General features: G+C 72.6%; 11 protein-coding genes and 1 tRNA gene. 4 read left to right on the top strand and 8 right to left on the bottom strand.

The window, feature by feature from the left end; all coding sequences use genetic code 11:
- The first annotated feature begins 632 nt into the window (after nt 1-632).
- Nucleotides 633-2,750, top strand: coding sequence for a D-alanyl-D-alanine carboxypeptidase (locus AB0Q99_RS27655; protein ID WP_363576225.1), 2,118 nt, complete (start codon nt 633-635; stop codon nt 2,748-2,750).
- A gap of 212 nt (nt 2,751-2,962) precedes the next feature.
- Here AB0Q99_RS27655 and AB0Q99_RS27650 read toward each other — a convergent pair whose 3' ends face one another.
- Nucleotides 2,963-4,498: a glycosyltransferase family 39 protein gene (locus tag AB0Q99_RS27650; RefSeq protein ID WP_363576223.1), complete on the bottom strand. Its 1,536-nt coding sequence runs from the start codon at nt 4,496-4,498 to the stop codon at nt 2,963-2,965.
- Nucleotides 4,499-4,685: 187 nt separating this feature from the next.
- Here AB0Q99_RS27650 and AB0Q99_RS27645 point away from each other — a divergent pair.
- Nucleotides 4,686-4,758: transfer RNA gene (locus tag AB0Q99_RS27645), tRNA-Arg, on the top strand.
- Nucleotides 4,759-4,841: 83 nt separating this feature from the next.
- On the opposite strand, the gene AB0Q99_RS27640 is transcribed toward AB0Q99_RS27645, so the two are convergent.
- Both AB0Q99_RS27640 and AB0Q99_RS27635 read right to left on the bottom strand, forming a co-directional pair.
- Nucleotides 4,842-5,714, bottom strand: a complete 873-nt coding sequence (locus AB0Q99_RS27640; RefSeq protein ID WP_363576221.1) for a carbon-nitrogen hydrolase family protein — start codon at nt 5,712-5,714, stop codon at nt 4,842-4,844.
- 42 nt (nt 5,715-5,756) lie between these two features.
- The gene (locus AB0Q99_RS27635) at nt 5,757-6,671 is read right to left on the bottom strand and encodes a phosphatase PAP2 family protein (RefSeq protein WP_363576220.1); all 915 of its coding nucleotides are present in this window, start codon (nt 6,669-6,671) and stop codon (nt 5,757-5,759) included.
- A 421-nt stretch (nt 6,672-7,092) separates the two neighbouring features.
- Between AB0Q99_RS27635 and AB0Q99_RS27630 the strand changes: the two genes are divergently transcribed.
- Together AB0Q99_RS27630 and AB0Q99_RS27625 are read left to right on the top strand one after the other, a co-directional pair.
- Entirely contained in the window at nt 7,093-8,064 is a 972-nt protein-coding gene (locus AB0Q99_RS27630) for a sigma-70 family RNA polymerase sigma factor (protein ID WP_363576218.1), read from the top strand.
- Nucleotides 8,065-8,212: 148 nt separating this feature from the next.
- A complete protein-coding gene (locus AB0Q99_RS27625; RefSeq protein WP_363576216.1) occupies nt 8,213-8,494 on the top strand; it encodes a hypothetical protein in 282 nt (93 codons plus the stop codon).
- An 18-nt stretch (nt 8,495-8,512) separates the two neighbouring features.
- Here the strand turns inward: AB0Q99_RS27625 and mscL are convergent, their stop codons facing one another.
- The 5 genes from mscL to AB0Q99_RS27600 all read right to left on the bottom strand — a co-directional run bounded on the left by mscL (nt 8,513) and on the right by AB0Q99_RS27600 (nt 13,194).
- Nucleotides 8,513-8,932, bottom strand: a complete 420-nt coding sequence (gene mscL / locus AB0Q99_RS27620; RefSeq protein ID WP_363576214.1) for a large conductance mechanosensitive channel protein MscL — start codon at nt 8,930-8,932, stop codon at nt 8,513-8,515.
- 30 nt (nt 8,933-8,962) lie between these two features.
- Entirely contained in the window at nt 8,963-9,235 is a 273-nt protein-coding gene (locus AB0Q99_RS27615; protein WP_363576212.1) for a hypothetical protein, read from the bottom strand.
- Nucleotides 9,236-9,562: 327 nt separating this feature from the next.
- Complete coding sequence (locus tag AB0Q99_RS27610; protein WP_363576211.1) at nt 9,563-9,862, bottom strand: FmdB family zinc ribbon protein; 300 nt, start codon at nt 9,860-9,862, stop codon at nt 9,563-9,565.
- 137 nt (nt 9,863-9,999) lie between these two features.
- Nucleotides 10,000-11,394, bottom strand: a complete 1,395-nt coding sequence (locus tag AB0Q99_RS27605; protein ID WP_363576210.1) for an MFS transporter — start codon at nt 11,392-11,394, stop codon at nt 10,000-10,002.
- 315 nt (nt 11,395-11,709) lie between these two features.
- Complete coding sequence (locus AB0Q99_RS27600; RefSeq protein WP_363576209.1) at nt 11,710-13,194, bottom strand: potassium/proton antiporter; 1,485 nt, start codon at nt 13,192-13,194, stop codon at nt 11,710-11,712.
- Between the last annotated feature and the right edge of the window lie 72 nt (nt 13,195-13,266).

Raw genomic sequence — 13,266 nt, 5'->3', positions numbered from 1 at the left:
TGACGCCTCTCACACGGGCTTGTCGAGTACGCCTCCGAATCGTGACCTTGCGGTGAAGGCACGGAACCGGGGGCCGCGGGCCCCGCGTCTGACCGGTGAACGGACCGCGGTGCGGCCGAGCGATGGCAATAAGAGCCGGTCGGGCGGGGTGTGCGCGGTGGGAACGCCGTCGGTGGCGGAGACTGTACAGGTACACGGGGCGGGGCGTCGGCTTCCCGAAATCGGGTTCGTCGGTGCCCCGCCGGGCGTTGAGGAGGCTGGGATACGTGGGCGAGTCCCCCGACAGGGTGCTGAGGGACGGCGAGCGGGAGCAGGACCGCGACCGCGAACGGGCCGGTACGGCGGCGGCTGATGCCACCGGGTCGGCCGGGGCCGCAGGGGTCGCAGGGTCCGTCGAGTCCGCCGAGGGCGGTGCCGGCCCGGCCGCTGCCGGGGCGTCAGCCGGGGCCGCTTCGGACGGTTCCTCGGGCAGCTCCGCGGCGACCACCGGCGAGGCGTCCCCGAAGGCGCCCGCCGAGGCGTCCGCGAAGCCATCCTCGGATTCGTCCGCGAAGGCGTCCGCGAAGGCGTCCGACAGTGTTCCGGCGGCCGGGGCCAAGGGCGGTTCGACCGTACAGCTCCGCGTCCGGGATGTGGACAGCAAGACGACGATGCTGCGGCTGCCGGTGGACAACAAGACCACCGCGCTGCGACTGCCCGAGGAGCTGGTGAAGCCTGCCGGTAGCGGGAGTTCCGGTGGTGAAGGGGAGAAGGAGGGGGCCGCGTCGTCGGCCGCCGGGACGAAGGACCCCGCCGAGCGTCCGTCCGCCGCCGACCCGCGTCTCGCCATCCGGACGGCTGCGGCCGGGGCGGCGAAGGCGGCGGCGAAGGCGGTCGAGCCCGCAGACGTCGAGACCGGGACCGAGTCCACCGGGACCGAGTCGGCTCCGACCGCCGGGGCCGAAGAGTCCGCCGAGCCCGAGAACGCCGACAAGGCCGAGAAGTCCGCGAAGTCCGCGAAGTCCGAGAGCGTCGGAGCCACCAAGCCTGCCGCGGACACCGATGGCACCGATGACACCGATGACACGGAGGGCGCCGAGGACACTGACGGCGCCTCCGCCGCTGACACTCCCGCCGCCGACGCCTCCCCCGTCGCACTGACCGAGACCGGGCAGCCCGGTCAGAAGTCGGGGCAGGCCGAGAAGCTTCAGAAGCCCGTGCCGCTGCGCGCCGCCGCCGCGGCGGCCGGCACCGTGCCCGAGCCCCCGGCGCCGGCTCCCCTCCCCGAGCCCGAGCCGAAGCCCCGGCCCGTTCCGGAGCCCGTCCCGGAGCCCGAGCCGAAGCCGGCTCCCAAGCCCGTGCCCAGCCCCGTGCCCGGTCCCGCGCCGAAGCCGCTGCCCGAGCCCGGCCCGCAGCCGGTGCCGCCGGTCCCGCCGCTGCCGAAGCCCGAGCCGCTGCCCGCACCGGAGCCGCTGCCGCTGCCCTCGCCCGAGAACACCGTGGAGGCGATGGAGGTCCTGGCCTCCCTCAACGCCCGCCCGGTCTCGCCGCTGCGCCGCGCCCTCAAGCGGGTGACCATCTGGACCGTCTTCCTCGCCCTGGTGCTCGGCGCCGTCGTGGTGGCCCAGCTGCTGCGCCCGCTGCCGGACGCCAAGGTGAAGATGACCACCACGGGCAGCTACAGCTTCTCCGGCGACCAGTTGGACCTCGCCTGGCCGACCAAGGGCCAGTCCGCGGCCGAGGTGGTCGGCGTCGGCAGCCTCGGCAGCTCGGGCCCGGAGACTCCGGCCTCGATCGCCAGCGTCACCAAGGTGATGAACGCCTACCTGATCCTGCAGAAGTACCCGTTGAAAAAGGGGGAGGGCGGCCCGAAGATCATGGTCGACAAGCAGGCCGCGCAGGAGTCCGGCAACGTCGACGAGTCCAAGGTGACGCTCGTCGAGGGCCAGGTGCTCACCGAGTACCAGGCACTGGAGCTGCTGATGCTGCCGTCGGCCAACAACGTGGCCCGGCTGCTCGCCCGCTTCCACTCCGGCTCCGAGGACGCGTTCGTCAAGCTGATGAACGACACCGCGGCCAAGTTCGGCATGACCAACACCATCTACGCGGACCCGGCGGGCTACAACGCGGACACCAAGTCCACCGCCAAGGACCAGCTGAAGCTGGCCGAGCAGGTCATGCAGGACGAGATCTTCCGGCAGATCGTCTCCACCCCGGAGACCAACTTCAACAACGCGCGGATCCCCAACACCAACAACCTGATCAACCCGAAGACCGGGGTGATCGGCGTGAAGACGGGCTCCAGCACTCCGGCCGGCGGCTGCCTGATGTGGGCCGCGTACAAGGAGATCGGCGGCGTGAAGCGGCTGATCCTCGGCGTCACCCTGGGCCAGCAGGCCACCTCACCCGCCCCGAACGACGGCATCCTGCCGACCGTGCTCAAGGTCAGCGGCAAGCAGATCCAGGCCGCGCAGAACGGCGTGACCGGTCAGACCGTGGTGAAGCAGGGCGACGTCGTCGGCTCGGTGGACGACGGGCTCGGCGGCAAGGTCCCGCTCGTCGCGACCAAGGACCTGGTGGTGGCGGGCTTCCCGGGCATCTCCGGCACGGTCACCCTGGACGCGTCGAAGATCGGCCACACCGAGAAGGCCGGTAAGGAGGTCGGCGTGCTGCGGGTGGGCGCGGGCGAGGACAAGGCGGAGGTCCCGGTGGCCCTCCAGTCCGACCTCAACCCGGCGTCCATCCAGGCCCGGCTGCTGCGCACGCTGTGAGCCGGCGAGACCGTCGAGACCGGCGAGACCGTCGAGACCGTGGGGACGGTCGGGACGGTCGAGGTCGCTGAACCACTGGACTGCTGAACCGCCGAACGCTGAAGGGGAGCCGGTCCGGACCGGCTCCCCTTCAGCGTTCGCGCCCCGACGCCCGCCCCGACGCCCGCCCCGACGCCCGCGCCGGGGCTCCATGTCGGGGTTACGTGTCGGGGTTACGTGTCGCGGTCGAGCAGCGCGAGCGTGAACCCGCCGAGCGGCGTGACCTGGTCCGGGTCGCCGTACTGCGTGCGGAGCACCTGCGCCTGGTCCGTCGGCATGGTGCCCAGCGGGTCCGGGGTGTCGCCGAGCACCAGCAGCCAGATCCGGGACACCGGGCCCAGGCAGGCCTCCGGCTTCGCACAGGGCGTCGGTGACAGGTCCTCCGCGTCGTCGGCGCTCCGCGCGACGAACACCGGGTACGGGTGGACGTCCGACGGCAGGTAGTAGCTGACGCCCGGCCAGACCATCGCCCAGGCCTGGTCGCCCAGCGGGGCCGCCATCCCGTCCCCGGAGCGGTAGCCGGCGGCGATCGTCCGGGCGGCCGCCCTGAACGGCTCCTCCGAGGCGTTGTGCGAGCCCACGTACCGCACCGCGGGCTGCTCGGGCAGTGCCGCCACGGCCGGTACGGCGAGCAGCCCCACCGCCAGCAGCCCGGCCGCCGTGACGGCCCTCCGGGGCGCCGGGTCGCGGCGCGCGCGGGCCGCCACCGCGCCGTACGCCGCCCCGACGCCGCCGCCGGCCAGCACCGCCCAGGCGGGCACCGTGAACAGCAGGTACCGGTCGATGAAGTACGAGGTCCCGCCCAGCCGGGACACCAGCCAGACGCTCACCACCGGCAGCTCGGCGAGCAGCAGCACCTGCCAGGCCTGCAGCCGCCGGCCGGGCAGCACCAGCGCCGGCAGGGCCAGCAGCACGAAGTCGTAGAACACCGGGCCCGCGCCGAACAGGTTCTCGCCGAAGTGGGTCAGGCGGCCGAGGGACGGCGTGGCTATCCAGCCCAGCTGCCGGTCCGACTGGCGGCTCCCCAGCAGCACCACCGGCAGCACCGGAACCGCCGCCACCGCGACCGCCAGCGGGTACTGCCACAGCAGCCGCCGGTCCGACGCCTCCCGGGTGCGCCACAGGTGCAGCGCGACCAGGGCGGCCTGCCCGGCCAGCGTGCTGAAGGAGACCAGGTGTCCGGCGCCGGCCAGCGCCATGGCCGCGCAGTACGGCGCCCAGCGCCGCCAGGACGGCCGCTCCAGCGCCCGCAGCAGGAAGTAGGTGCCGGCCGCGATCGCGCAGGTCACCAGCGCGTACGAGCGCGCCTCCTGGGCGTACCGGGAGACCAGCGGCGGCACCGTGAACAGCAGGCCGGCGCTCATCGCCGCGACCCGGCCGCCGAACAGCCGCCGGGCGGTGAGCGCCACGAACGCCGCGGCCCCCGCCATGGCCAGCACGGAAGGTATCCGCAGCGCCACCGTCGAATCGCCGAAGACCGCCGTCCAGCCGTGCATCAGCAGGTAGTACGCGCCGTTGCTGGCGTCGATGTGCTGGAGCAGCCGCAGCAGGTCGCCCAGCGAGCGGGTGGCCACCGTCGAGGTCGCGATCTCGTCCCGCCACAGGTCCGGTGTCCCCAGCCGGTACCCGCCCACCGCCAGCATCACCACCGCGGGCCACAACCACACCTGCCCCAGCAGACGGACCACCGGGCGCACAGCAGGTCTCATCGGGTCCTTCGTCTCCTTCGCACGGCGTGCCGGAGCACATCCGACACGTCCCGGCAGGCTACTTGACCCGCCCTGACACCCCGTCGGCACCCGCACCCCCACCGCAGCCCCACCCGCACCCCGTCCGCCACCCCGCTCCCCACCCCTGATCCGGTACGCTGTGAGCGGCCTCGCCACGCCGGGCCACGCCTCAGTAGCTCAGGGGATAGAGCACGGCTCTCCTAAAGCCGGTGTCGCAGGTTCGAATCCTGCCTGGGGCACGACCAGCACGAAGGCCGCAGGCCCCCGCCCACTCCGGGTCGGGGGCCTGCGGCCTTTTCCGGCCGGCCGGCCGGCGGCCGGCTCAGGACAGCGTGAACCGGGTGCGCTCCCCGGTGGGGCGTCCGGCGGCGAGGGCGAGGTCGGTGAGCAGGGTCTCCGTCTCCCGGGTGGTGCGCAGGACGGTGGGGTCGAGGTCGACCACCACGACTTCGCGGCGGTCCTCGCTCGCCTCGGCGATCAGGCGGCCGTCCGGTCCCCAGACCGCGCTGCCGCCGCAGGTGTGCCAGGAGCCGGTGCGGCCGATGTGGTTGGCGAGCACCGTGTAGACGGTGTTGTCGAGTGCCCGGGCGGGGAACCAGACCCGGGACTCGTGGTGGCCGTGGCCCACGCTGAACAGCGCGCCGACCAGGTAGGCGTGGCAGCCGTCGAGTGCGGCGGCGCGGGCGTGCTCGGGGAAGCCGGAGTCGTAACAGATGCCGAGACCGAGCCGCCAGCCGTCCAGCTCGAGCGTGCAGCCGGCCGTCCCGGGGCGGTAGAGGTCGCGTTCGGCCTTGAACAGGTGCTGCTTGTCGTAGCGGGTGACGAAGCCGCCGTCCGCGCCGAGGACGAGGGCGGAGATCAGCAGGTCGGCACCGTCCTGCACGGCGGCGCCGACGACGGCGACGGTGCCCGTCTCGCGGCAGGCGTCGGCGATCGGCGCCAGGCGCGGATCGCCGGGCTGGACGGTGTACTCGAGCGGGTCGGTGCGGATCAGCTCGGGCTCGTACCCGGAGAGGAACTTCTCGGTGAACAGCACCAGGCGGGCGCCGGCGTCGGCCGCCTCGCGGATCAGCTCGGCGGCCTGGGCGGCGTTGGCGGATATGTCGCCGGCCACGGCCTGGGTCTGGACGGTGGCGATCCGCAGCGGCCGCTCGGGGTGTCCGGCGGTGGCGGCGGGAGCAGGGGTGGTGGGCATGGCGGTCACGCTAGCGGATGGCTCCGGACCGGTGACGGCGCCTCAACCAGTGCTTTTGCGCGTCCGATCGGCGGCATTGCTCAGAGCGCCGTCGCCTGCAGTGCCGTGGTCCGGACCGTCGTGGTCCGGAACGCCGTCGGCCGGAACGCGGTCGTCGAGCGGTGCGTCGTCGAGCGGTGCGTCGTCCAGCGGGTCGGCGGTGCGGGGCGACCGGACGGAGGGCACGATGACCCGTTGGACCCGGGGCCTGGTGCGCCAGTTGACCCGCCGCACGTCGCGGGCCAGGGCGCCCGGCCGCCAGAGCTCGATCACGGCGGTGACGGCGCCGAGCACGATTCCGGCGGCCAGCCAGCCGCCCAGCACGTCGCTGGGCCAGTGCACGCCGAGCGCGACCCGGGTCCAGCCGATGGTCAGCACCGTCGCCGCTGCCACCGCGCATGCGGCGGTCCGGCCCCGGCGGCGGACCCGGTACCAGACCAGGCCGACCAGGACGGCGCAGGTGATCGCCGAGGCCATGGCGTGGCCGGACGGGAAGGCCGGGCCACCGGCGTGCGAGACCGGGTCGGAGAAGGTGGGCCGTCCTCGGTCGAAGGTCAGCTTCAGGGCCCATTGGGCGCCCCAGCCGACCAGGGTCTGCGCGGCGACCCAGCCGGCCAGCACCCGCGCGCCGATCAACCAGAGCCAGGCGGCGGCGATTCCGAGGAGTGAACGCATCGTGACGGTGCCGCCGATGTCCGAGAGCGTCTGCACCGCGGCGGTCCAGATCCGGTGCTCCCGGGCATAGATGTGCAGTTCGCCGATCCACTCCTGGTCGAAGCGGGTGAGCGGGCGCCAGTGGCCCGTCACCAGAGTCGCCAGGAGGCCGAACAGCGCGGCACAGCCCAACGCGACCGCGGCATCCCGGATGAGACTGCGGTGACGCGTAGTGACGGAGTTCGTGCTGTTGGTCAGGTGCATGGCTGACACCTTCCCAGTGTCCTGTGCCGATCAGGAGCTGGAGCGATAGCGATTCGGCATCGTTTGTGCGGAGGTCCTGCGTGCGCCGGGGCGCGGGCGCGGGCGGAGGACGGGGGTGTGCGGGAACGCGCACGGTCGTTCGCGGGTTCAACGAGTAGGTGACGGGGGCGTGAGGGGCGAGTGAAGGAGCCGCCCCGGGGGCGGTCGCCCGTGGACACGGGGGGTGTCCGGGCGATCGCCGAGCGTCCAAGTCCGGGTGAAAACCGGCAGGATACTGCATCACGCGGAAGAATCTGAGTGACTTGGGAATGTTGTCCGGAATCTGTTCGTTGGATCGTTACGTGTGAGCCCCGTGGGGCCCGCATTTCTTGCCCTCCGGGCAGGCAGGCAGACCTCGGCAACACCAGCAAAGGGAGCAAGCATGGCCACCCGTGCCGTCGTTCGCGACAGGGCCGACCGGACTCGCGCGGCCCGCCCGACCAACCTTGAGGCCGACCGTGACCTGGTCGGCATGTACCTCGACGAGATCGCCAGGACACCCCTGCTCGATGCCGCCGAGGAGGTCGAGCTCTCGCTGCGGATCGAGGCCGGGGTGTACGCCCAGCACCTGCTGGACGAGGGCGAACTCCCCGACGGCATCACGCGCGAGGAGCTGGAGGCGATAGCCGCCGACGCCGAGCGAGCCAAGGACGTCTTCATCCGTTCCAACCTCCGACTCGTGGTGGCGGTCGCCCGCCGGTACCCGCGCAGCGGCCTTCCGCTGCTTGACCTCATCCAGGAGGGCAACGCGGGTCTGGTGCGCGCCGTCGAGAAGTTCGACTACGCCAAGGGTTTCAAGTTCTCCACGTACGCGACGTGGTGGATCCGGCAGGCGATCACCCGGTCCATCGCCGACCAGTCCCGCACCATCCGGCTGCCCGTGCACCTGGTGGAGGAGTTGGGGCGGATCCGGCGGGTGCAGCGGGAGAAGTCCAAGGAGCTGGGTCGCGAGGCCGAGCCGGCCGAGATCGCGGCCGAGTTGGACACCACCGAGGCCCGGATCAAGGACGTGCTGGACTGGGCACGCGACCCGGTCAGCCTCAACATGTCGGTGGACGACGAGGGCGAGACCCAGTTCGGTGACCTGGTCGAGGACACCGGGGCGACGTCCCCCGAGGACGCCGTGATGGTCATGCTCCGCCGTGAGGAACTGGACGACCTGATCGGGCGGTTGGACGACCGCACGGCCTCGATCATCCGTTCCCGCTACGGGATGGAGGACGGCCGCGAGCGCACCCTCACCGAGGTGGGCAAGCAGCACGGCCTCACCCGCGAGCGGATCCGCCAGATCGAGAAGCACGCACTGGCCGAGCTGAAGAAGATCGCCGACCACGCGGGCTTCGAAGCCGCCTGACCCGGCCGCCGGGCAGGTCTGCCGAGCCCCATCCGGGCCCCGGTGCGGAGCGGTCCGCACCGGGGCCCGGGGCGTGCCACGGGCTCTTAGGCTGGAGGGGCAGGACGAGGCGGGCAGGACGAGGCGAACGAACGACGGAGTGGACAGGGTGAACGAGCAGGGACGGGAACGGGCGGCGGAGCGCGGCCAGGAGCAGGGGCGGAGCGGGGGCCAGAGCCACGACCAGAGCCGGGAGCAGGACCAGGCCCGGGAGCCGCGGACGAAGCCCGCGACCAAGGCCCGGTTGGTCTTCCGGGACCCGCTGGACCAGCAGTCCCGGGACGATACCGACGCCGGCTGGGGCGATCGCTCCGGGAGCGGGGCGGGTGGGAGCGGTGGGCGGGGACTGGACTGGTACCTGAGCCAGCGCCCGCCGCACCACGGGGAGTAGGGAAAGGGGCGAGGCCGGTCAGCGCAGCGGCGCGACCAGCGCGTCACGGATCTCGGTCAGCAGTTGGACCTCCTTGGCCTCGGCTTCCGCCGCCACGTCGGCGGGGGACTTGCGGCGGGCCGCCAACCTGTTCATGGGCACGATCAGAACGAAGTAGACGACGGCTGCGGTGATCAGGAACTGCAGGGCGGCGCTGAGCACCGATCCCCACAGGATGAGGATTCCGGACGTGACCTCACCGGTCGGGCTCACCTCGCAGGGCCCCTTGAGGCAGGAACTGTAGGACCCCAGGTCCTTCGTTCCGAATACGCCGATGATCGGATTGATCACGCCCTTGACGAAGGCGTTGATGATGTTGGTGAAAGCCGCGCCGATGACCACGGCGACGGCGAGGTCGACGACATTTCCGCGCAGCAGGAATTCCTTGAAGCCCTTCATGCCGCCTCGAACGACGGAGTCGTTCCCGGGTCACGGGTGATCTTCGGCAGCCCCGGATTGACAACCCGTCCGGCCCGGCGCGCCCCCGCCGGGCGGCGGCACCCCGGCCCGCGCGGGCCCGAGCGCGAGCGCGGCGGCCACCGCGAGCAGCACCAGCGCGGGCACCCCGGCCCGTCGGCGGACCGCACTGCGCCAGCGGTGCCACCCGCCGCAGCCGCGCCGGATCGGGGGGAAGCTCGGCACCTCCTGCCGGGGCGGTACGGCAGGGGCGGGCAGCGGGACGGAGAAGCTCACGGTCGTCATCGACGCACCTCCGGAAGGTCCGGCAGCCGACCCCCGGTGGACCGGCTGACGACCCACACGATGCGCGCTCCGGACGACTTCGGAAAGCCGTTTCCCCAGCCTGTGGACAAACCCGCCCCTGTGGACAACTTCGTACACCCGGACGAGTCAATCCGACCCGTCCGGGGTGACGAATGCGCCCCCGACCGGACGGAAAGCGCGGAAAGACGCGGATGGACACGGACGGACACGGAAAGACGCGGAAGGGCCCGCCGTCCCCGCGTGGAAGCGGGGCCGACGGGCCTTTCCGAGGACTGCTGGGCGTCCGGGTTCCTCCCGGCGCCGGGGTCAGCTCGCGGCCGGAGCCGGGCTGGACGGGGCCGAAGAGCCCGTGCTGCCCGATGCGGGGGCCGGCGTCGTCGTGGTCGACGTGGTCGACGACGATCCGGAGCTGACCGTGCTGCTGGAGGAGGAGCGGCTGTCGGTCCGGTAGAAGCCGGAACCCTTGAACACGACACCCACGGCCGAGAAGACCTTGCGAAGCCGTCCCTGGCAGTCGGGGCACGTGGTCAGCGCCTCGTCGGTGAACTTCTGCACCGCCTCCAGGCCGTTGCCGCACTCGGTGCACTGGTACTGGTACGTGGGCACTTGTCTTCCTCCTGGCACTCTCGCCTGATGAGTGCTAACGATGGTCAATGATGCGGCATTCCGCTGGATCAGTCCAGCGACTCCGGTGTGAGATCGGCCCCGCCCCGGCCCGGGACCGGCCGCGAACCACCGCCCGCTCAGCCCTTGGCCGCGCCCACCAGCTGCGCAGCACCGCCGCGCCCGGCGGAGCCGTCGTCCGGACCCGCGGCCGTATCCACAGCCGAACCCACGGCCGAATCCGCCGCGGACCCCGACCCCGCCCCCGGCGTCAGCAGGTGCCGCAGCGAGAACAGCGCGACCAGCCCCAGTCCGGCGCCGATCACCGGCACCAGGAACCCGGTCGAGGGCCCGTGCCCGTCGATCAGCTTCCCCGCCGCCATCGAGCCGACGGCCAGCCCCAGCCCGATGGCGCCGGTCAGCCAGGTGAAGGCCTCGGTCTTGGCGCCGTCCGCGACCAGCGTCTCGACCAGGGTGTAGCCGCTGATCAGGGTCGGCGCGATGGCCAGACCGCAGACCAGCCCGGCGACGGTGAGCGCGACCAGGTTCGGCATCGCCCACAGCGTGGAGCAGCCCAGCACCAGCAGCGCGTAGCTGAGCAGCATCCGCTGCTGGACGGGCCGCCGCCAGGCGATCACGCCGTACAGCACGCCGGCCAGCATCGAGCCGCCGGCGAAGATCCCGTAGACGGTGCCGCCCGCGTCGTGCTGCCCGACCGAGTCGGCGAAGGCGTTCACCGACACCTGCATGCCGCCGAACACCGCGCCGACCCCGAGGAAGGTCCCGGCCAGCAGCCGGACACCGGGGGAGGCGAGCGCCGAGGCCCGCTCGGTGCCGGGCCGCGGCACGATCCGGGCGGGGGCGGTGCGCCGCTGGGCGGCGAAGGCCAGGCCGCCGACGACGGTCAGCGCGGCCTCGGCGACCAGGGCGGTCGCGGGGTTGGCGAGGGCGGCGATGCCGGAGGCCAGGATCGGGCCGATCACGAAGGTGAACTCGTCGGTCACGGACTCGAAGGCGAACGCGGTGCCGACCCGGGCGGCCGAGGCGTCGGACGGGCCGTCGGCGGTGAACCGGCCCACCCAGCGGGCCCGGACCATCGCGCCGATCTGCGGCACGCTCGCACCGGCCGGGACGGCGGCCAGGAACAGGCTCCAGGCCGGCGCGTGCCCGAGGGCCAGCGCGATCAGCACGCCGACCGAGACCCCGTGCACCAGGACGGTCGGGACGAGCACCGCGGCCTGCCCGTACCGGTCGGCCAGCCGCCCGGTCTGCGGCCCGACGAGGGCCTGGGCGACGGCGGCGACGGCGCTGACGGTACCGGCGGTGCCGTACGAGCCGTGGGTCTGGGTGACGAGCAGCAGGATGCCCATGCTGAGCATCGCGTACGGCAGTCGCGCGACGAGGGCGGGGGCCAGGAAGGTCCAGGCTCCGGGGGTGCGCAGCAGCTCGCCGTACCCGACGCGGGCGGGGGCCTGGGCTGCGCTGGTGTCCGCGGTGCTGTCCGCGGAGGTGTCGACCGTTCGGCGGGCCGTCACGGTCGGTCCTTCCTGCTGCCTGGTAGCGCGGCAGGGCATGGTGTGGCCCCGACGGCGCCGAGAGTCGTCCTCTCGCGCGTCGACCGGGGTAGATACCGGGTCGGCCCGGTGTGATGGCCGGGGGCGGACCGCGGCCGCCGAGCGGTCGCGCCAACTCTGCGTCAGGCAGATGCTGGGGGTGGTCTAGCGGTAGTTATACGGCGTGGTCGAACCAGCATACATTTACGCGCGTAGACGCCGCCAGTCCCCCCACTTTCGCAGGTCCCCGGGCCTCCCTCCCACCGGCCCGCAGCCCACCGGCCCGCCCCCCGGGCGTCACCGCCCGTTGAGCCACCCCGCGAGCTTGCCGCCCTTGTCCACGGCCCGCAGCCGCCGCTCCGCCGCCTCGCCGACCTCGTCCGTGGTGACCACCAGCAGCTCGTCCCCGCCGCGCAGCACCGTCGCCTTGTCCGGCACGAAGGAGTTGCCCTCGCGCACGACCAGGGTGACCGCCGCGCCCTTGGGCAGCCGCAGTTCGCCGATCTCCACGCCGGACATCCGGGAGGTGGGGGAGAGCGCGACCGACAGCAGGTGTCCGTGCAACTTCTCCAGCGGGGCGGACTCGATGCCGAGGTCCTGCCCCATCGCGCCCTCGCCGATCCGCAGCCGCTTGGCCACCCAGGGCAGGGTCGGGCCCTGGAGCAGGGTGAAGACGACGACCAGGATGAAGACGATGTTGAACACGTCCGCGGCCTTGTGCGCGCCGGACACCACCGGGATGGTGGCCAGCACGATGGGCACCGCCCCGCGCAGCCCGGCCCAGCTCAGCAGCGCCTGCTCGCGGGCCGGCACCCTGAACGGGGTCAGCGACACCACCACGGACAGCGGCCGGGCCAGGAAGACCAGCACGCCGCCGATGACCAGCGCGGGCACCACCGCGGAGCCCATGGTCGCGGGCGTGCAGAGCAGGCCGAGCAGCACGAACATGCCGATCTGCCCGATCCACGCCAGCCCGTCGGCGAAGCCGCGGACGGCCGGCCCGTGCGGCAGCTTGGAGTTCCCGAGGATCACCGCGCTGATGTAGACCGCGAGGAAGCCGGAGCCGTGCAGCAGCGCGCCGCCCGCGTAGGCGAGCACGGTGAGCGCCATCACGGCGATCGGGTAGAGGCCCGAGGAGGGCAGCGCGACGTGCTTGATCCCGTACGCGCCGATCCGGCCGACGGCGAAGCCGATCGCCGCGCCGATCGCGAGTTCGGCGAGGATCGTGCCGATCATGACGTACCAGGGGTCCAGCTCCCCGGTGGTGGCGAAGGCGACGACCAGGATGACGACGGGCGCGTCGTTGAAGCCGGACTCGGCCTCCAGCAGACCGGTGAGCCGGTGCGGCAGCGGGACCATCCGCAGCACCGAGAAGACGGCCGCCGCGTCGGTCGAGGAGACTATGGCGCCGAGCAGCAGCGAGGTCCGCCAGTCCAGGCCGACCAGCCAGTGCGCGCCGGCCGCGGTGGCGAACACGCTGACGCCGACGCCGACGGTGGCGAGCACGGTGGCCGCCGGCACCACCGGCTTGATCTCGCGCCAGCTGGTCTTGAGACCGCCCTCGGCCAGGATCACCACGAGCGCCGCGTAGCCGATCACCTGGGTGAGTTCGGCGTTGTTGAAGGTGAGGCCGATCCCGTTCTGGCCCAGCGCCACTCCGATCCCCAGATAGATCAGCAGGCTGGGCAGCCCTGATCGGGTGGAGATCCGGACGGCGACCACCGCGAAGAGGAGGATCACGGAGGCTTCGAGAAGGAGCTGGTTCAGATGGGAGACGTTCACGCAGGGGCACCTCGGGCAGGCATGGGCGGACGGGGTGTCTGGTGGTGCGATGGGGCCGACCCGTTAAGAAGG

Origin of the sequence: Kitasatospora sp. NPDC086791, assembly GCF_040685975.1 — a bacterium.
Lineage (GTDB): Bacteria > Actinomycetota > Actinomycetes > Streptomycetales > Streptomycetaceae > Kitasatospora.
This window is presented reverse-complemented; position numbering and strand designations above follow the sequence as displayed.